Origin of the sequence: Flavobacterium sp. (assembly GCF_027484205.1) — a bacterium.
GTDB lineage: Bacteria > Bacteroidota > Bacteroidia > Flavobacteriales > Flavobacteriaceae > Flavobacterium.
Map to the genome: position 1 here is coordinate 68,712 of NZ_JAIXUB010000030.1, position 18,516 is coordinate 87,227.

The 18,516-nt window shown below is 31.2% G+C and carries 19 protein-coding genes; 9 read left to right on the forward strand and 10 right to left on the reverse strand.

The genetic code is table 11. The features are described 5' to 3' along the window. Window positions 1-39 precede the first annotated feature (39 nt). Together Q0049_RS16375 and Q0049_RS16380 are read right to left on the reverse strand one after the other, a co-directional pair. Entirely contained in the window at window positions 40-759 is a 720-nt protein-coding gene (locus Q0049_RS16375) for a rhodanese-like domain-containing protein (protein ID WP_298122235.1), read from the reverse strand. A gap of 55 nt (window positions 760-814) precedes the next feature. Beyond that, window positions 815-1,894: a DNA replication/repair protein RecF gene (locus Q0049_RS16380; protein WP_298122238.1), complete on the reverse strand. Its 1,080-nt coding sequence runs from the start codon at window positions 1,892-1,894 to the stop codon at window positions 815-817. A 144-nt stretch (window positions 1,895-2,038) separates the two neighbouring features. Here Q0049_RS16380 and Q0049_RS16385 point away from each other — a divergent pair, with 144 nt between their 5' ends. The 6 genes from Q0049_RS16385 to Q0049_RS16410 all read left to right on the forward strand — a co-directional run bounded on the left by Q0049_RS16385 (window position 2,039) and on the right by Q0049_RS16410 (window position 8,249). After that, window positions 2,039-2,833: a tetratricopeptide repeat protein gene (locus Q0049_RS16385; protein ID WP_298122240.1), complete on the forward strand. Its 795-nt coding sequence runs from the start codon at window positions 2,039-2,041 to the stop codon at window positions 2,831-2,833. A gap of 75 nt (window positions 2,834-2,908) precedes the next feature. After that, on the forward strand, window positions 2,909-3,406 hold the full coding sequence (gene ribH, locus Q0049_RS16390; RefSeq protein WP_298122242.1) for a 6,7-dimethyl-8-ribityllumazine synthase: 498 nt from the start codon (window positions 2,909-2,911) through the stop codon (window positions 3,404-3,406). A 165-nt stretch (window positions 3,407-3,571) separates the two neighbouring features. After that, window positions 3,572-5,449, forward strand: a complete 1,878-nt coding sequence (gene mutL, locus Q0049_RS16395; protein ID WP_298122245.1) for a DNA mismatch repair endonuclease MutL — start codon at window positions 3,572-3,574, stop codon at window positions 5,447-5,449. Beyond that, window positions 5,446-6,249 (forward strand): rhomboid family intramembrane serine protease, encoded by an 804-nt coding sequence (locus tag Q0049_RS16400; protein WP_298122248.1) that lies wholly within the window; start codon window positions 5,446-5,448, stop codon window positions 6,247-6,249. The genes mutL and Q0049_RS16400 overlap by 4 nt, the downstream gene beginning before the upstream one ends. Further along, window positions 6,250-7,116 (forward strand): rhomboid family intramembrane serine protease, encoded by an 867-nt coding sequence (locus Q0049_RS16405; RefSeq protein WP_298122251.1) that lies wholly within the window; start codon window positions 6,250-6,252, stop codon window positions 7,114-7,116. 86 nt (window positions 7,117-7,202) lie between these two features. Next, the gene (locus tag Q0049_RS16410) at window positions 7,203-8,249 is read left to right on the forward strand and encodes an endonuclease/exonuclease/phosphatase family protein (protein ID WP_298122254.1); all 1,047 of its coding nucleotides are present in this window, start codon (window positions 7,203-7,205) and stop codon (window positions 8,247-8,249) included. 3 nt (window positions 8,250-8,252) lie between these two features. Here the strand turns inward: Q0049_RS16410 and Q0049_RS16415 are convergent, their stop codons facing one another. The 7 genes from Q0049_RS16415 to Q0049_RS16445 all read right to left on the reverse strand — a co-directional run bounded on the left by Q0049_RS16415 (window position 8,253) and on the right by Q0049_RS16445 (window position 14,675). Further along, the gene (locus tag Q0049_RS16415) at window positions 8,253-8,867 is read right to left on the reverse strand and encodes a WbqC family protein (RefSeq protein ID WP_298122256.1); all 615 of its coding nucleotides are present in this window, start codon (window positions 8,865-8,867) and stop codon (window positions 8,253-8,255) included. Window positions 8,868-8,940: 73 nt separating this feature from the next. After that, window positions 8,941-10,518, reverse strand: coding sequence for a signal peptidase I (gene lepB / locus Q0049_RS16420; RefSeq protein ID WP_298122259.1), 1,578 nt, complete (start codon window positions 10,516-10,518; stop codon window positions 8,941-8,943). A 68-nt stretch (window positions 10,519-10,586) separates the two neighbouring features. After that, window positions 10,587-11,297: a 4-hydroxy-tetrahydrodipicolinate reductase gene (gene dapB / locus Q0049_RS16425; RefSeq protein ID WP_298122262.1), complete on the reverse strand. Its 711-nt coding sequence runs from the start codon at window positions 11,295-11,297 to the stop codon at window positions 10,587-10,589. 55 nt (window positions 11,298-11,352) lie between these two features. Continuing rightward, window positions 11,353-11,919 (reverse strand): DUF5683 domain-containing protein, encoded by a 567-nt coding sequence (locus Q0049_RS16430; protein ID WP_298122265.1) that lies wholly within the window; start codon window positions 11,917-11,919, stop codon window positions 11,353-11,355. Then, complete coding sequence (locus Q0049_RS16435) at window positions 11,919-12,818, reverse strand: ParB/RepB/Spo0J family partition protein (RefSeq protein ID WP_298122269.1); 900 nt, start codon at window positions 12,816-12,818, stop codon at window positions 11,919-11,921. The genes Q0049_RS16430 and Q0049_RS16435 overlap by 1 nt, the downstream gene beginning before the upstream one ends. A gap of 3 nt (window positions 12,819-12,821) precedes the next feature. After that, on the reverse strand, window positions 12,822-13,589 hold the full coding sequence (locus Q0049_RS16440) for an AAA family ATPase (RefSeq protein WP_298122272.1): 768 nt from the start codon (window positions 13,587-13,589) through the stop codon (window positions 12,822-12,824). Window positions 13,590-13,793: 204 nt separating this feature from the next. Then, complete coding sequence (locus Q0049_RS16445; RefSeq protein ID WP_298122274.1) at window positions 13,794-14,675, reverse strand: SDR family oxidoreductase; 882 nt, start codon at window positions 14,673-14,675, stop codon at window positions 13,794-13,796. A gap of 149 nt (window positions 14,676-14,824) precedes the next feature. Between Q0049_RS16445 and Q0049_RS16450 the strand changes: the two genes are divergently transcribed. Further along, window positions 14,825-15,193, forward strand: a complete 369-nt coding sequence (locus Q0049_RS16450; protein ID WP_298122277.1) for a zinc-ribbon domain-containing protein — start codon at window positions 14,825-14,827, stop codon at window positions 15,191-15,193. Between the two features lie 11 nt (window positions 15,194-15,204). Further along, a complete protein-coding gene (locus tag Q0049_RS16455; RefSeq protein ID WP_298122278.1) occupies window positions 15,205-15,531 on the forward strand; it encodes a hypothetical protein in 327 nt (108 codons plus the stop codon). Between the two features lie 16 nt (window positions 15,532-15,547). On the opposite strand, the gene Q0049_RS16460 is transcribed toward Q0049_RS16455, so the two are convergent. Then, a complete protein-coding gene (locus tag Q0049_RS16460; protein WP_298122281.1) occupies window positions 15,548-16,603 on the reverse strand; it encodes a hypothetical protein in 1,056 nt (351 codons plus the stop codon). Between the two features lie 501 nt (window positions 16,604-17,104). On the opposite strand from Q0049_RS16460, the gene Q0049_RS16465 reads away from it, so the two are divergent. Further along, on the forward strand, window positions 17,105-18,496 hold the full coding sequence (locus Q0049_RS16465) for an RtcB family protein (protein ID WP_298122284.1): 1,392 nt from the start codon (window positions 17,105-17,107) through the stop codon (window positions 18,494-18,496). Window positions 18,497-18,516 lie beyond the last annotated feature (20 nt).

Sequence of the window (18,516 nt, forward strand, 5' to 3'; positions counted from 1 at the left end):
GAATTGCCTCTAACTTAGATCTTCAAACTGCCAACTATTTTACAACTGTTTTCTCAAATCTTCTTCTGATAAAAAACCTAAATGCCTCCAAGTTTCTTTACCATTTTCATAAATTAAAATTACGGGTAATTCATCAAGTTTCATAATTTCTAACAAAGTTTTGTTTTCATCAGCATCTAATCTAATTAATGAAATTTTACCTTTTAATTCGTCTTGCATTTTGGTTAAATAAGGCGCCATTTTTTTGCATGGTGCACACCATTTTGCCGAAAAATTAATGATTACTTTTTTATCAGAATTAATTAATTTTTCAAATTCTGAGACCGATAATCCTTTTGGAATTGCAGTTGCATTTGAAGTTTTCTTTCCTTGCCATTTCATAATTCCTCCATCTAAATTGTAGATTTCTTTGAATCCAAGTTCAGATAATTTATTTGCTGCTTGACCGCTTCGTCCACCAACTTTACAATATACAAAAACAGGTTTTGACTTATCTAATTTTTCAACAGTTGAAATAAAATCGCTTCCATTCCAATTCACATTTGTAGCATTTTCAAGATGTTCAACAGCATATTCCTCTGGAGTTCGTACATCTAATAATTGTGGATTTTTTATCGCTAATAATTTTGTTTCATAATCAATTCCTGCTAAGGTTTTAATAGGTTGACTTGATTCAGTAGTTCCAACAGATTTATTTGTTTGTCCTTGACAACTTACAAATAGTATGGATGATATAAATATGAATAGAAATTTTCTCATAATGTTTTTTTTGAAGCAAAATTAAAGAAGTAAAAATAGAACAATATAACAAATGTTACAAACTAAATATTTTATAACTCTGATGGGTTGTTTTTACAATGTTTTCAGTACGTTCTGGATGTGTGTCAGAGATGAATAATTGTCCAAATTCCTCTTGGTTAACCATTGATACAATTTTACTCACCCGAGTTTCATCTAATTTGTCAAAAATATCATCAAATAATAAAATAGGTTTTTCGCCACTTTGCTTTTTTACAAATTCAAATTGAGCGAGTTTCAAGGCAATTAAAAACGATTTTTGCTGACCTTGTGAACCGAATTTTTTGATTGGAAAACCATCAATTTGAAAAGCTAAATCATCTTTGTGAATTCCAACCGAGGTATATTGTAAAGCTCGGTCTTTCGCCAAATTTTGTTCTAATAACTGCAACGTCGAACCATCAAATAAATGACTTTCATAGACTAATTGAACTGTTTCAGCCAAACCTGAAATGGCTTGATGGTGTTTGTTAAAAATAGGCAAAAAATCATTGATAAATTGTTTTCTTTTTTCAAAAATTTTCTGACCTAAATCATTCAATTGTTCGTTGTAAATGGATAATGTATCTGTTTCAAAAACATGATTTAGTGCGAAATATTTTAGTAAAGCATTTCGTTGACTAATAATTTTTTGATATTGAATCAATTCTTGCAAATAGGAGGAATCCAATTGCGAAATAACACTATCGATAAATTTTCTTCTAGTTTCACTTCCTTCAATAATCAAATCATTATCTGCAGGCGAAATGATTACTAGCGGAATAAATCCAATATGGTCAGAAAATTTCTCGTAAGTTTTTCCGTTTCTTTTCAGGATTTTCTTCTGACCTTTTTTAAAACTGCTTACAATTTGTTCATTTCGTTCTGATTTTTCAAATTCGCCATCAATCACAAAAAATTCTTCATTATGTTTAATATTTTGAACCGCTAAGGGATTAAAATAACTTTTACCATAAGCTAAATGATAAATTGCATCAAGCACATTGGTCTTTCCAATGCCGTTTTTACCAACAAAACAATTGATTTTAGAATCAAATTCGAATGTTGCTTCCGAAAAATTTTTATAATTGAATAAAGAAATTTTTTTTAAAAACATTTGTGATGGCTTACTATTGCTAGAAAAAGAGAAAAAAATAGTTCCCTTTTTTTTGGTGGGTGCAAATTATTGAAAAATATCGACAAAAATCGCTTTTAATTATCAATAAAAATTTTATTTTTGCGCACACTAAATTAAATTTAAATGGCAACTTATAATAAGAGAGGTTACAAAACACCAAAAGAAAAAGAAGAGAAAGTAGATACTAATTTTATTGAAGAAAATGTAGATGTTGATGCTAAAGATAGTGCAACGGCAAAAGCGTTTGACGCATTAGATGAAACAGCATCGAAAACAGAAGATTTTGTTGCTAGAAATCAAAAATACATCTTAGGTGCTTTGGCAGCTATTGCAATTGTAACTATTGGATACTTATTATATCAAAGATTTGTTGTTGAACCAAATCAACAAGATGCTGCAGATGAATTATTTGTTACACAACAAAATTTCCAAAAAGCGGTTGATGCAACTGATGCAAAAGCTCAAGATTCATTATTCAATTTAGTTATTAAAGGTTCAGAAGGAAAACAAGGTGCAGCTGAAATTGCTAACCAATTCTCTGGAACTGATGCAGGAAATTTAGCTCACTATTATGCAGGTATTTCTTATTTGAATTTGAAAAAATATGATGATGCAATTAAATCTTTAGAGCAATTTTCTTCAAAAGATACTTTCTTAAGTGCTTTTGCTCTTGGCGCAATTGGTGATGCTTATTCACAAAAGAACGATGCTAAACAAGCTTTAGAATTCTACGTGAAAGCAGCAGGAATGAATCCAAATGAATTAACATCTCCAAGATATTTATTAAAAGCAGGTCAAACTTCTTTATCATTAGGAAATAAAGCGGATGCTTTAAAATATTTCACTGAAATTAAAGAAAAATATGAATCTGCTCCAGAAGCTCAATCAATTGATGCTTTGATTGGAATGGCTCAATAAATTAGTATTCAGTATTCAGTGTTCAGTTAGCAGATGTTACTGAACACTGTAAACTGAACGCTGAACACTAATAATATGGCTACAGCTAATAAAAACTTATCAAATTACGATAAAAATACAATCCCAAACGCGAAAGATTTTCGGTTTGGGATTGTTGTTTCTGAATGGAATGACCACATCACTGAAGGACTTTATAAAGGAGTAATTGATGCACTTTTAGATTGTGGTGCAATACAAGAAAATATCATTCGTTGGAATGTTCCTGGAAGTTTTGAATTGGTTTATGGAGCACAACGCATGATTGTTACGCAAGAAGTTGATGTTGTAATTACGATTGGTTGTGTAATCAAAGGTGAAACAATGCATTTTGAATTTGTTTGCGAAGGTGTAACACAAGGAATTAAAGATTTAAATGTTCAAACCGACGTTCCAGTAATATTTTGTTTGCTAACAGATAATAACGAGCAACAGTCAATCGATAGAAGTGGTGGAATTCACGGAAATAAAGGAACAGAAGCTGCGATTGCTGCTATAAAAATGGCAGATTTAAGAAAGAAATCGGAAAATAAATAATTCAATTTTTAAGTTTTAAAATATAAAATTTAAACCTGCTTTTCTTTAAAGTAGGTTTTTTCTTTTTTAGTAAGTTCTTAACTATAATAAACAATAGATTTTCCTTAAATTTGCTAACTTTGGTTTTTAACCATGAACAATAAACTCCAAACCATAAACGAATAAATGTCAAGCATAATTCAATTACTTCCCGATCATGTTGCTAACCAAATTGCTGCTGGTGAAGTGGTGCAACGTCCTGCTTCAGTAGTGAAAGAATTACTAGAAAATGCTGTTGATGCTGGTGCAACTGATATAAAATTAATTATAAAAGATGCCGGAAAATCTTTGGTTCAAGTAATTGACAACGGTAAAGGAATGAGTGTAACCGATTCAAGATTGTGTTTTGAACGTCATGCAACCTCAAAAATAAGACAAGCAGAAGATTTATTTTCGTTGCATACAAAAGGTTTTCGAGGTGAAGCCTTAGCATCGATTGCTGCCATTGCTCATGTTGAAATGAAAACCAAACAAGAGCAAGACGAATTAGGAACACACATCATTATAGAAGGTAGTAAGTTCGTTTCACAAGAACCATCAGTTTTGCCTAAAGGAACTTCATTTGCGGTAAAGAATTTATTTTTTAATATTCCGGCAAGACGTAATTTTCTAAAATCGGAAACGGTTGAATTTCGTCATATTGTTGATGAATTTCAGCGGGTAGCCTTAGCACATCCAAACATTTATTTCACAATGTATCACAACGGAAGTGAAATGTTTAATCTTCCAAATTCCAATTTTCGTCAGCGAATTGTGAATATTTTTTCGGGTAAAACCAATGAAAAATTAGTTCCAATTCAAGAAGAAACCGAAATTGTAACCATCGAAGGATTTGTTGGAAAACCTGAGTTTGCTAAGAAAAATCGTGGTGAACAATTCTTTTTTGTAAATGATAGATTTATAAAAAGTGGTTATTTACATCATGCCGTGATGGCCGCTTATGAAGGTTTGTTGCCTAATGGTTCGCAGCCAACGTATTTTATCTATTTAAATGTTCCTCCAAATACAATTGATATCAATATTCATCCAACAAAAACGGAAATAAAGTTTGATGACGAACATGCTTTGTATGCCATTTTACGTTCTACAATTAAGCACAGTTTAGGACAGTTTAATGTGGCGCCTGTTTTAGATTTTGATAGAGATCCTAATTTAGACACACCTTATCAATATCAGAATAAGACTGCGGAATATCCAACAATTCAAGTTGATAGTACCTTCAATCCATTTGCAAATGAATCAAGTGATAGCGAACTAACAAAGCAAAATAAACAATTTTCTGGCAGCTCATCTTCTTATAAAAAACAAGAAGTCGCAGGTTCTAATTGGGAAAGTTTGTATGTTGGATTAAAAAATGATACTTCAGAAGTGGAAACTTTTTCATTTGAAAGTGAAGAAGTGACAGCATCTTTATTTGACGAGAAAGAAGAAGAGCAAACCGTTAATAGAACGTATCAAATTCATAAAAAATACATTGTTAGTCCTATTAAATCAGGAATGGTCATTATGGATCAAGGTCGTGCACATCAACGTATTTTGTATGAGCAATTTCTAACGAATATGACGGTTCAGCAAGCGTCAAGTCAGCAGTTGTTGTTTCCTTTACAAATGTATTTTTCAAATAATGAACTGAAATTAATTGCCGAATTACAACCTTCTTTAGAGAACACTGGATTTGTTTTTGAAGCTTTTGATTCAGATTCTGTCCATATTTCTGGAATTCCTGTGAATACTACAGAAAGTGAAATTTCAATGGTTTTAGAGCAATTACTTTCCGATTTGCAAGACGGAATACCGGATAGTAGTTTCAGTCAAAACGATACAATTGCTAAATCTATGGCTAAAAGTTTAGCTGTAAAAACGGGAACCTATTTAACAGAAAAAGAGCAGGAAAGTTTGGTTAACAATCTTTTTGCTTGTAAAGAACCAAATGTTTCGCCTTTTCAAAAACCTACTTTCATAACGATGCGTGTGGAAGATATTGATAAACGATTTGCCCTATGATGAATATCACGCCTGTTGTAAAACAACTTTTGATAATTAATATTATCTTTTTTATTGGAAGTCAATTAGTTCCAATAGCAGATACTTATTTTGCTTTGTATTATTTTGAAAATCCAATGTTCAAGTTTTGGCAGCCATTAACTCATATGTTCATGCATGGTGGAATTTCTCATATTTTCTTTAACATGTTTGCATTGTACTCCTTTGGAAGTGCTTTAGAGCATTTTTGGGGTGGAAAAAAATTCTTGTTTTTTTATATTTCTTGCGGATTAGGTGCAGCGTTATTGCATACTTTAGTAAATTATTTACAAATTCAATCTTTGATGAATTCAGTTTCAGAATTAAATTTCACTAATTCAGAAATCAAAGTTTTGTTGAATTCAGATTTAAGGAATGTTTTTGATGAAAGTGGGAAAATGATTGCTAGTAATTTCCAAGCAATACTTGAAAGGGTAAATTGCATGCAAGAACAATATAATGTTATTGAACAAGCTAATTTAATTTCAAGAAGTACTGCCGTTGGCGCTTCTGGAGCTGTTTACGGCCTTTTAGTTGCATTTGCTTTTATGTTTCCAAATGCTCAATTAGGAATTATGTTTATTCCAATTCCAATAAAAGCTATGTATTTTGTTCCTGGAATTTTAGCAATTGATCTAGTTTTAGGTTTAAAAGGAAGTTCTATTTTTGGAGCTGGAAGTACTGGAATTGCACATTTTGCACATCTTGGTGGTGCATTAACAGGTTTTATAATGATGTGGTATTGGAAAAAAAATCAGTTTAACCATAAACGTTGGAATTAAATGAGTAGGATATTTGATGATATTAGATTGCAATATAAAATTGGCGACATAACAAATAAAATAATTTATTGGAATGTTGGATTATTTCTGTTGTCAATACCTCTTTTTTTTATTTTTAAAGAATATCGTTTTGCCTATCCAAATTGGTTGGCTCTATCATCAAATCCAAATGATTTTTTGATATTTCCTTGGACATTTTTTACATATGCTTTTCTTCATTCAGGTTTTTGGCATTTGTTTTTTAATATGGTGATGCTCAATTTCTCAGGAAGATTGTTTTTGACATTTTTTACACAAAAGCAGTTTTTAGGGTTGTATTTTTTAAGTTCAATTTTTGCAGGTTTGGCATTTGCAATTGCCTATTATTTTATGGGAATCAGCAACGTAATTGTTGGAGCTTCAGCCGCAGTTTTATCTATTTTAGTTGCCACAACTACCTATCAACCTTTGATGTATGTTCGCTTATTGTTAATTGGAAATGTAAAGCTTTGGCATATAACAGCTGTATTACTTATTTTAGACGTAATGCAAATTTTGATAGAAAATACTGGTGGACATATTGCCCATCTTGCTGGAGCACTTTTCGGATTTTTATACATAAAACTTTTGCAAAACGGAACCGATTTAAGTAATATAGTAACCAACATTATCAATTTTTTTGTTAATTTGTTTCAACCGAAGAAGGCAACACCATTCAAAAAAGTGCATGTAAATTCAAAAAAAACTAATACTTCTTCGCAAAGTAAAATCGTAGTAAAAGACAAAACACAACAACAAATTGATGAAATTTTAGATAAAATTAGTCAATCAGGTTATGATAGTTTGACCGCTGAAGAAAAAGAATTTTTGTTTAAAGCAGGTAAATAGTATTTAGTGATCAGTGTTCAGTTTGCAGAGAATAGTTAACAGTTTTCAGTTTGCAAATAATAAAATTAACTTTGCGGCAATGTAATATGAAGAAACTCTCATGGTTTAATAAAGTAATGTATTTTTTCAATATAGTGTTGACTGTATTGACTTTTCTTGCTTATGTTTTACCATTCCTTGCTCCAAAATTATTTCCTTTTTTATCGGTTTTAACTTTGGTTTTGCCTTTGTTCTTAATTGTTAATGCGTTGTTTTTTGTTTATTGGATGTTACAAATGAAACGCCAAATGGTTCTTTCGGGCATTGTTCTAGTTTTGGGAATTACATTTGTAAATAAGTTTTATAAGTTTTCATCTCATGATATTCCAAAAGAAGAAAGTGATATTGTAGTAATGAGTTACAATGTTCGATTGTTTAATTTATTTCAATGGATTGAACGCGAATCGGTTAAAGAGGATATCAAAGCTTTTATAAACGATCAAAATCCAGATGTACTTTGCATTCAAGAATATTCTGAAACCGCAAATGTTGATTTGAGAATTTACAAGCATAAGTTTATTTTTATGCAAGGAAATAAAATTAGAACAGGTCAAGCCATTTTTTCTAAGTTTCCCATTGTGAATAAGGGAAATATAGAGTTTCCTGAATCGGATAATTTGATTGTTTATGCCGATGTTCGTAAAGGAAATGATACGATTAGAGTATATAATATGCACTTGCAATCTATAAAAATTTCTCCAGATGTAACAGAATTAGAAAGCAATGTCGAAACAATAAATCAAAAAAAATCGGAAGCCGTTTTTAAAAGAATTGGTCAAGCTTTTACTAAGCAACAAGTGCAAGCAGAGATTTTAATGAAGCACAAAAAAGAGTGTCATTATCCAATGATTATTTGTGGTGATATGAACAATAGCGCTTTTTCTTATGTTTATAGAAGTATAAAAGGTAATCTAAATGATTGTTTTGAAGAAGCAGGAAAAGGATTTGGGGAAACCTATAACTTCAAATATTATCCGGCAAGAATTGATTACATTTTTGCAGATAAATCTATGAAAGTAAAAAGCTTTCAAAATTATCCACAATTTAAAAACTCCGATCATTATCCAATAGTAGCTCGTTTGAAAATGGAGTAGTTACTACAACAATTTTTGGCTTTTTAAATAATCTAAAGCATATCTACCTTCATTGAAAAGCAAATCTAAAATGCTTAAATTATTGATAAATCCGTGCTTATCTCCAAAAACTTGTGTGTAAGAATCAAATGAATTGTTGTCTTTTTTTCCGTTAATCAATTGGCGATAATCAGTCTTATCAATAACTTCATGAAAATATTCTGAAGTTTCATCATAGGGAAAATCTAGTTTTAAACATTTAGAAGCAAATTCCATCGTTTCAAAATTCAAATCCATCAAAAAGGTATGTTTCTTTTGAAAAATAGGAGCCAAGTCGTCTTCAAAATATTCAAAAAAAGGAGACGTTCTGTAGGCTGCTTCAAGTGATTTGAAGTGCTGTTTTTGCCAATCAAAAGCGGCTTCAATTTTTACATCTTTTGTTTTTTGATGAGCTTCTTTAGTATGTTTTATGGGAATATTTAATAACTGAATGCCATTTGGACTGTAAATGTGCATTCGGTTTCTATTAGTTTGTTTTTGAAAATTATCATCCATTTCAAATGTCACTTTTTCTGCTTTAGCGATAGCAACAAATTGCGAAATTGAAGGAAAATAGGATGGATGTATGAGTATGTTCATCGAGTTACGAGTTTCAGGTTACGAGTTTCAGGTAAAGAACTTTAAACTCGTAACCCGAAACCCGTAACATTTTTTATTCTTTTTTTGCTTTTCTTTTTTTCCAAAAATATTCTCCTACAAAATATAACGCTAACAAGGCTAAGAAATATTTGAAATACGATTGTGGTTGTCCTTCACCATTTACAGTAGTGAAAAGTCTTTCCCAACGAATTTTATTCAAACCACTTCCATTTGAATCCCAACTCATCCAAATAAAAATTGGTTTTCCAACAATGTGGTCTTCAGGTGTGTAACCAAAATATCTTGCATCTAATGAATTATGACGGTTGTCTCCCATCATCCAATAATAATTTTGTTTGAATGTGTAAGAACTTACTTTTTTGTCATTTATATAAATATCATTTCCAACAACTTTCAGTTTATTTCCTTCATATTCTGAAATGATAATTTTATAAAATGGCAAGGTGTTTAAGTTTAAAGCAACTGTTTTTCCTGCTTCAGGAATATAAATTGGACCATAATTATCACCACTCCAAGCAAATTTGTTTTCATCTGCACCATCATGATGTTTGCATGGGAAAATTCCGTTTTCGCGACCTTTTCGGATATTTCTTTTTACAGAAGTAATTCCTGAAACGGTTTTTAATTTTTCAGCATTTTCAAACGTTAATGCTCTAATGGTTAATGAATCTCTTTCGGGTGTTTCAAAACCATATCCATCAGTAATATTTAAATCTTTAAATACCGATTCAAAATCTGTTGTTGAATTAGGATCAATCGTAATTTTATAAGAATATTGAGGTCTCGCTCTTTCTGGTAAAATCAATTCTTTTCCATTGATGAATACAATTCCGTCTTTAATTTGTAAACTATCACCAGGAATACCAACGCAACGTTTTACATAATTGGTTTTTTTGTCAATGGGTTTGTCATAGCGTTTATCGGCTGGAATGTACATGTTAAATAGTGTATCTCTTGGCCAATTGAAAACAACAATGTCATTATTTTTAATTTTTTCAAAACCAGGAAATCTAAAGTAAGGAAGTTGTGGTTTTGCTAAATACGACAACGTATGAACAAGAGGAATGGAATCATGAACCATCGGCGCAGCAATTGGCGTCATTGGTGTTCTTGCTCCATAATTTTGTTTACTAACAAATAGAAAATCTCCAATTAATAATGATTTTTCTAATGAAGAGGAAGGAATTACAAAAGGTTGAATGAAATATCCATGAACAAATGTAGCCACGATTATAGCGAACAAAAGTGAACTAACAGTATCTGCAGTTGCGTTTGTAGGTTTTAAACTTCTATCTGTAATATATTGAACATCTTGCGTGTAATTGATATAATAGATGTAAAAACCTAAAGTTACAACTCCTAAAAAGGTATCTGAAGTTTTATTTTTTCCAAAACTTCTCAACGTTTCAACCCACACAATTGGAAACATTAATAAGTTTATTACTGGAATAAATAACAACAATGTCCACCAAGTTGGTCGGTTGATGATTTTCATCAAAACTATTGAATTGTATACCGGAATAAAAGCTTCCCATGATTTTCTTCCAGCTTTTTCATACAATTTCCAAGTTCCTAATCCGTGAATTAGTTGAACAATTAGGAAAAAAACAAACCATTGATATGTTGTCATTTTATATTAGATTTTAGATTTTAGATTTTAGATTTCTTGAGAAATTTATTCTAAAATGATTTATAAATTTATATAGTTTTTAATTCTAAAACATCTTTCATTGTAAAAACACCTTTTTTTCCGATTATCCATTCCGCAGCGATTACAGAACCAAGGGCAAATCCATCACGATTGTGAGCTGTATGCTTTATTTCTATTGTATCTACTTCAGATTTGTAAAAAATGGAGTGTGTTCCTGGAACGTTTTCTATTCTTTTTACATCGATAAATACTTCTTCAGAATTTGGATTCTCTATTGACCAATTGTTTTTATTATCGGTATTTTTTATAATTCCATTAGCTAATGAAATAGCTGTTCCACTTGGTTTATCTAATTTTTGTGTGTGATGAATTTCTTCCATCGAAACATTATATTGATTGAATTTTGACATCATTTTTGCCAAATAATCGTTCAATTCAAAAAATAAATTTACTCCCAAGCTAAAGTTGGATCCATAAATAAAAGCTCCTTGTTTTTCTTTGCAAAGTGCGACCATTTCGTCATAATGTTCTAACCAACCAGTTGTTCCAGAAATTACTGGAATTCCATTGTTTAAACATTCAGAAATATTTTCAACAGCACAATCAGGAATACTAAAATCTATAGCGACATCAGCATTTTGTAATCCTTCAAAAGTAGTTGAACTTGATTTTTTTAAAACAATTTCGTGACCTCTTTCTAAAGCAATTCGTTCAATTACTTTACCCATTTTTCCGTATCCAAGAAGTGCTATTTTCATAAGGTATTGGTTGCGAATTTGTTGAAAGTGTTACAAAAGATATAGTTAAATAAATCTAAAAATTAAAGTTCACAGAAACAGCAAGATTATGTTTTCTGTCAAATTCATTTATTTCAAATTCAGGTTTAATGGAAAGATTTTCGTTGACATTAAATTGCATTAAGTGCGCATCAATATTAGCATCTACAATATTTAAAATATAAATTCCTGCCGTTACTAACATCGATAAATCTCTATTTTTTTGGTGAAATTTTTGAGCAGAAATTAAACGACTATCATCAAGATATTGAAAATTATCATCAGTGTAACCAAGTAGTCTTCTTTTATAAGCATCGCGATATTCATGGTATTTTTTATTATTCCAAACATAAGAATAAATACCTGTTCCCATGGCACCATAAACTATTGGAATTTTCCAATATTTTTTATTGTATGCTTGACCTAAACCAGGAAGAATAGCAGAATAAAATGCTGCTTTTGAAGGCGCTAACGGATTTATTTTAGTTGTCTTTGTAGAATCTTTTGCAACTACTACATCAGTTACTTTCAACTCATTTTGAGCTAAAAGTGAAGTTGTCCCTACAAGGAAAACTACAATTGCTATGTAGATAGACTTAATCACTAACCGTTAATAAGTTTAATAATTCTATTAAAATCTTCTTCTGAATGAAATGGAATTGCAATTTTTCCTTTTCCTTTTGCATCCACTTTTACATCTACTTTTGCTCCAAAAAAGTTAGTAAAAGCTTTCTTTTGTTCATCAGCAATAGTAAAAGAACTTCCTTTTTGTGCTTTTGCAGTTGCAGGTTTTAATCCGTCTTGATGTTTTTTAACCAACGCTTCAGTATCACGAACAGAAAGATTTTGACTTACTATTTTTTGATAAATATCTGATTGAACATCTAAATCTTCAATTCCGATAATAGCTCTTCCATGTCCCATTGAAATAAATCCATCACGAATTCCTGTTTGGATAATTGGATCTAATTTTAAAAGACGTAAATAATTGGTAATTGTAGAACGTTTTTTTCCTACACGTTCACTCATTTGCTCTTGTGTCAATTGGATTTCATCAATCAAACGTTGGTAAGAAAGTGCAATTTCAATTGGATCTAAATCATGACGTTGAATGTTTTCTACTAATGCCATCACTAATGATTCATTGTCATTAGCAATTCTGATGTAAGCTGGAACAGTTGTAAGTCCAACTAATTTTGAAGCACGCAAACGACGTTCTCCAGAAATTAATTGGTATTTATTGAAATCTAATTTTCTAACGGTAATAGGTTGAATTACACCAAGTTCTTTGATAGAGGATGCTAATTCTTGTAACGCTTCTTCATTGAAATTTGTACGCGGTTGAAACGGATTTATTTCAATAGAATCAATATCAACTTCCAGAATATTACCAACAACTTTGTCAGCATTTTTATCGTCAATTGATTTAATATCGTTCTCAGGATCTTTTAACAAAGCAGACAATCCTCTTCCTAAAGCTTGTTTTTTTAGTGCCTTCGCCATAAATTAGTTACTGTTTTTTTTAATAATTTCTTCTGCTAAACTGATGTAATTTGTTGCTCCTTTGCTTGTTGCATCAAAAGCAATAATACTTTCACCAAAACTTGGAGCTTCGCTTAGCTTTACATTTCGTTGAATTATAGTTTTAAAAACCATATCATTAAAATGTTTTTGAACTTCTTCAACTACTTGATTTGAAAGGCGTAAACGCGAATCATACATTGTTAAAAGCAATCCTTCAATATCTAAACTTGGATTATGAATTTTTTGAACACTTTTTATGGTATTCAATAATTTACCTAAACCTTCTAGAGCAAAATATTCACACTGAATAGGAATTACTACAGAATCTGCAGCAGTCAATGCATTTAGCGTTAATAAACCTAATGATGGCGCACAATCAATTAGAATATAATCATACTCTTCTTTGATTTTTTCCAATGCTTGTTTCAGCATATACTCACGATTTTCTTTGTCAACCAATTCGATTTCGATGGCAACAAGATCAATGTGTGCAGGAATTACATCAACATTTGGCGAAGTCGATTTTATTATCGCTTCCTGTGGCGTATTGCTGTGTTCAAGTATTTGGTAAGTTCCAATTTCTACACTTTCTACATCAATACCTAGTCCTGAACTCGCATTAGCTTGCGGATCAGCATCAATTAATAACACTTTTTTTTCTAATACACCTAGTGATGCAGCTAAGTTAACCGAAGTTGTCGTTTTTCCTACACCACCTTTTTGGTTGGCAATTGCAATGATTTTACCCATTTATTTGTTTCAAATTTTGAGGTGTAAAAATACAATTATTTATGGGTTTTGAAAATGTTATTTGTTAACAATGTTGTAAAATTTGAAAAAAGAGAATAGAAAAAACAGAAAAGAATTTAGAATTCAGTTGAATAAAAAAAGTCAGAAAGAAATTTTCTATCTGACTTATAATTTATAAAGTTTTCAACTGACAACAGAAGACTATTATTTACTTCCTTTATTTTTAATCATAGTTTCAAGCATATCCCACATTTCTTGCGGAATTTTTTCTAAAATATTGAATTGGCCTGCACCTTGAAGCCATTCGCCACCATCAATTGTAACCACTTCACCATTGATATAGGCAGAAAAATCAGAAACTAAATACGCTGCTAAATTGGCTAATTCTTGATGATCTCCAACTCTTCTTAATGGTACTTTTTTAGCCATATCAAATTTTTCAGCTAAATCGCCAGGTAATAATCTGTCCCAAGCACCTTTTGTAGGAAATGGTCCTGGTGCAATGGCGTTCATTCTTATTCCATATTTTGCCCATTCTACAGCTAAACTTCTTGTCATTGCTAAAACTCCAGCTTTAGCCGTAGCACTAGGAACTACATAACCTGAACCTGTCCAAGCATAAGTAGTTACAATATTTAATACATTACAATTGGTTTGTTTGTTTTCAATCCAATGTTTTCCAAAAGCAAGTGTACAATTTTTTGAACCTTTTAAAACAATGTCAATAATAGTGTCAAAAGCATTTGCTGAAAGTCTTTCAGTAGGAGAAATGAAGTTTCCTGCCGCATTGTTTAATAGTACATCTACTTTACCAAAAGTTTTTAAAACTTCAGCAAGCATAGCTTCTACTTGGTCATAATGGCGAACATCACATTGAATAGGTAAACATGTTCCACTAGTTGCTGTTTCTAATTCTGAAGCTGTAGTTTTAAGTTTTTCTATATCTCTTGAAGTGATGGCAACATTAGCTCCAAGTTCTAGAAAATATTTTGTCATGGCTTTACCCAAGCCACTTCCGCCACCAGTTACTACAATTGTTTTGCCTTTAAGCGCATCATCACGAAGCATTTTTGCTGAAAAATCCATAGTTTTAATTTGTTTAGATTTTCAAATGTAGTAAAATAAATTATTATGCGTGCATAGTAAATGTAAAAAATAATGTTTTCTCTTTTTTATTTTTAATAAATTGGAAAAATTGAAATAAAATTCAATATTTGGAGAAACAATTGATTCTTATGATTTTTATATTTGGAATTAAACGCAATTTATTAGTTAGAGATTTATTAGAAACCTGTGAATGTCCTAATTGTCATAAGGATAACAACATGATGGTGACTAAATATGGCAGCTATTTTCATGTTTTTTTTGTTCCAATTATTCCCGTAGGCAGTTCATTAGAAGTACAATGTTTGTATTGCCAAAAGATGTATGACGGACAATATCTAAGTCCAACACTTTTAGAAGCGGTTCAAAAAAAGTCAATTTTAAATGAAACCAAACGTCCTATATGGCATTCTTTGGGATGTTTTGTAATTTTAGGTTTGATTTTTTTAATTGTAATATTGTTCTTTGTAGCTTTATTTAAAGTTAAATATGATAATTAAGTAAAGATAGTATGATAGGTTCGGTAGAAAAGTTAGTAGAAAGCGATAAAATAAGAAATGCTAATTGTCCTGAGTGTCAAGCACCAAATTCTTTGACAGCTTCAGTTTATTCTAAAATATTTATTTTAAAATTGTTTCCATTTGTATATGGAAAAACCGCTAAAGTAGATTGTTCAGCGTGTAAAAGAGCTTTTCCAAATTACAAATATTTACCCTTACCTATCCAAGGAAAAGTCGATGATATGATGAGTGACATTCATCACAAATGGTATGGTTATATTGGCTATGTCGTATTTGGAGCCATAATCATTTTTGGATTGCTAAATCCTAGGAAATAGACAAACTAATCTTAATTTATTTTACTAATTCAAATTTTATTAATTCCTCCTTTGGACACATTAAAATGTTTGGATTTATTTTTGGATGATTAACAAATAGTTGCAACTCATCTGTATTAGATTTTTTAGTAAATTTTATATAGTATTCATTTTCAGAATAATTGAAGTGGTAAATATTGTTGTATTTTGTGTCTTTAAAATACGTTTTGTTAGGTGAATTCAAGTCATAGTTGTAATCTTTGATTTTCAGAGTATAACCATCGCCAAGTTTAATATTGTCTATAAGTCGATTGAAAAACCTTCCCTCACTAGCACCAACCATATCACTTAATGAAAACGATTCAGGAAAAAAGATTGATTCAAATCCGTAGAAATCTACAAACTTTTGATGCACACTTTTTTTAAACTCAATAGCATATTTTGTTGTTTTTTCTATTTCATTAGTTTCAATTTTAAACGATTTGGTTCCGTCAAAGTTGTAGCAACTTAAAGATTTATCATTGTTTAAAATTATGATTCCTACATTTTGTTCAAAATTGTCAACTGGACATTGGATAATTTCAAAATTTTTATATTGAAATTTCCCATTGATAGCAAGACTTAAAGTTTTATCATTTTTAAAAAATAATTGTTTTTCATCATTAGTGTAAGCAAAAATCAAATCATAACTCTTCTTAGATTTAAAATCATAAAAAGTTCTGTTGTACATCAATTTGTATTTCAGTTTTAAAGGAATTTTTTCCTTACTGTAAGGATTTGTTAGAGTGTTGTTTTTTGAATTAAAAATAAAAAGTTCATTACTAATTACTACAAATGAATTTTCTTTAGAATAAGGAATGTTTACATATTTTCCATTGTACAAATCATAACAATGAATTTTATCAAATACAACAAAGGAAAACTCATTGATAATTTCTACTTCTTTGTATTTTGGTTCAACAATTTGCTCTTGCTTGTCATTTGCTAAACCATATAAATTGTTTGAAAAATAAGGCAAATAAGTACAATAATTTTGTGCACTACCTAATTGACTTAGAACAACTATTAAAAGTAAAACGATATGTTTTTTCATAAAATAATTTTTAGGTAAAAATAAATGTTTTTTTTAAACTAGTGGTAGTTTTTATTAGATGAAGTAGTTACTATTTTTTAGTATTAATAAATTGAAAAACCCAATGAATATGTGCCTTTGTGTGATTTAATTTATTTTTTTTTCTCAAAAATTTGGAAAATCAAAAAATAAAATTAAATATTTGCACTCGAAAAAAATAATAACCATTTAAAACGAAGAAAAATGTTTTTATTCAAATCATTCTCACAAAGCTTCACACCGGTAGGAACTGGTGCAGCATTTCTTCGTGGCTTATTTCAATCATAGAAATTTACATTTATAACAATATGAAAAAGCCCGAAGATATTTAGTTTCGGGCTTTTTTGTATTTATTCTAGACACTTCACAAAATTTTCCCGAACAAAGTTCATTTACTCTTTCCAAAAATGGAATGAGATGCTTTGCCGTTATTTTTTGCTTTCGCAGAGATAATTGCACTATAACTAACAATGTTAAAAATTTATGGGAAATAAATTAACTGGAAGAGACCTAATAAAATTAGGCTTTCCAAAAAACAATAGTATCAATATTGCTTTAGGACAAATAAGCAGATACAGAAAAAGAGAAAAAAAAGACAGTATCATTAACGAAGCCAAAGATGTGCTTTTACATCCTGAGAACTATAAAAACAACGGAACTTGGGGCAAAGTAGCCGAAGGATTGGTCAACCCAGTTCAAGTGCGAATGCATCAATTGCAAACCACGCGAGCACCATTTTCAATATTTGGGGAAAACGAAATCGATGAACAAGCCAAGTTTCAATTGTATGATGCGTTAAAGTTGCCAATATCCGTTGCTGGAGCGTTGATGCCAGATGCTCATTCGGGTTACGGATTGCCAATTGGCGGAGTTTTAGCCACAGAAAATGCGGTAATTCCGTATGGCGTTGGAGTTGATATTGGTTGCCGAATGAGTTTATCAATTTTCGATTTGCCGGCATCTTTTATCAAAGGGAAAGACCATCAGTTGCAAGCCATTTTGAAAGAGCACACCAAGTTCGGAATGAACGAAACGCACGCCATAAAATCCGATCACGAGATTTTCTCAAGGTCAGAATTTCAGGATATTCCGTTGCTAAAAAGTTTGCAGACCAAAGCTTACAATCAGCTAGGAACATCTGGTGGCGGAAACCATTTTGTAGAATTCGGAATTGTGCAATTAGACAAACCATTACCCGAGTGGAAGTTAGAAGCAGGAAGTTATTTCTGCGTTTTATCACACAGTGGTTCACGCGGAATGGGCGCCAATATTGCAAAACATTACACGTATTTGGCAACAAAACAATGTCCGTTGCCTAAAAATGTGCAGCATTTGGCGTGGCTCGATTTGAACACACACGACGGTCAGGAATATTGGTTGGCAATGAATTTAGCTGGCGATTATGCCAAAGCCTGTCACGATAACATTCACAAACGAATCGCTAAAGCTATCGGAAAACGCATTGTGGTAACCATAGAAAACCATCACAATTTTGCGTGGAAAGAGCAAGTCAACGGCAAAGAATGCATCGTTCACAGAAAAGGCGCAACGCCAGCGCACGAAGGAACACTCGGAATCATTCCCGGTTCAATGACTGCACCAGGTTTCATCGTTATGGGAAAAGGAAATCCCGAATCGCTAAATTCAGCATCACACGGCGCAGGAAGATTGTTTTCAAGAGCCAAATGCAAAGCCAATTTTACGCCAAGTCAGATAAAAAAAGTCTTGGCAGACAATGAAGTACAACTCATCGGAGGCAATGTAGACGAAGCACCAATGGCATACAAAGACATCAATAAAGTCATGGCTTTGCAAACTGAATTGGTTACTGTTTTAGGAACATTCACACCAAAAATCGTGCGAATGGATAAATAAAAGTTAAGTGGTTTTTTTAT

Excerpts from the sequence above, each read along its gene's own strand:
- Q0049_RS16440 (WP_298122272.1), bottom strand. The coding sequence starts at position 13,589 with ATGGGTAAAATCATTGCAATTGCCAACCAAAAAGGTGGTGTAGGAAAA.
- Q0049_RS16415 (WP_298122256.1), bottom strand. The coding sequence starts at position 8,867 with ATGAACATACTCATACATCCATCCTATTTTCCTTCAATTTCGCAATTT.
- Q0049_RS16375 (WP_298122235.1), bottom strand. The coding sequence starts at position 759 with ATGAGAAAATTTCTATTCATATTTATATCATCCATACTATTTGTAAGT.
- ribH (WP_298122242.1), top strand. The coding sequence starts at position 2,909 with ATGGCTACAGCTAATAAAAACTTATCAAATTACGATAAAAATACAATC.
- mutL (WP_298122245.1), top strand. The coding sequence starts at position 3,572 with ATGTCAAGCATAATTCAATTACTTCCCGATCATGTTGCTAACCAAATT.
- Q0049_RS16385 (WP_298122240.1), top strand. The coding sequence starts at position 2,039 with ATGGCAACTTATAATAAGAGAGGTTACAAAACACCAAAAGAAAAAGAA.
- Q0049_RS16460 (WP_298122281.1), bottom strand. The coding sequence starts at position 16,603 with ATGAAAAAACATATCGTTTTACTTTTAATAGTTGTTCTAAGTCAATTA.
- Q0049_RS16465 (WP_298122284.1), top strand. The coding sequence starts at position 17,105 with ATGGGAAATAAATTAACTGGAAGAGACCTAATAAAATTAGGCTTTCCA.
- Q0049_RS16405 (WP_298122251.1), top strand. The coding sequence starts at position 6,250 with ATGAGTAGGATATTTGATGATATTAGATTGCAATATAAAATTGGCGAC.
- Q0049_RS16435 (WP_298122269.1), bottom strand. The coding sequence starts at position 12,818 with ATGGCGAAGGCACTAAAAAAACAAGCTTTAGGAAGAGGATTGTCTGCT.
- Q0049_RS16380 (WP_298122238.1), bottom strand. The coding sequence starts at position 1,894 with ATGTTTTTAAAAAAAATTTCTTTATTCAATTATAAAAATTTTTCGGAA.
- Q0049_RS16450 (WP_298122277.1), top strand. The coding sequence starts at position 14,825 with ATGATTTTTATATTTGGAATTAAACGCAATTTATTAGTTAGAGATTTA.
- Q0049_RS16410 (WP_298122254.1), top strand. The coding sequence starts at position 7,203 with ATGAAGAAACTCTCATGGTTTAATAAAGTAATGTATTTTTTCAATATA.
- Q0049_RS16445 (WP_298122274.1), bottom strand. The coding sequence starts at position 14,675 with ATGGATTTTTCAGCAAAAATGCTTCGTGATGATGCGCTTAAAGGCAAA.
- Q0049_RS16400 (WP_298122248.1), top strand. The coding sequence starts at position 5,446 with ATGATGAATATCACGCCTGTTGTAAAACAACTTTTGATAATTAATATT.
- Q0049_RS16455 (WP_298122278.1), top strand. The coding sequence starts at position 15,205 with ATGATAGGTTCGGTAGAAAAGTTAGTAGAAAGCGATAAAATAAGAAAT.
- dapB (WP_298122262.1), bottom strand. The coding sequence starts at position 11,297 with ATGAAAATAGCACTTCTTGGATACGGAAAAATGGGTAAAGTAATTGAA.
- lepB (WP_298122259.1), bottom strand. The coding sequence starts at position 10,518 with ATGACAACATATCAATGGTTTGTTTTTTTCCTAATTGTTCAACTAATT.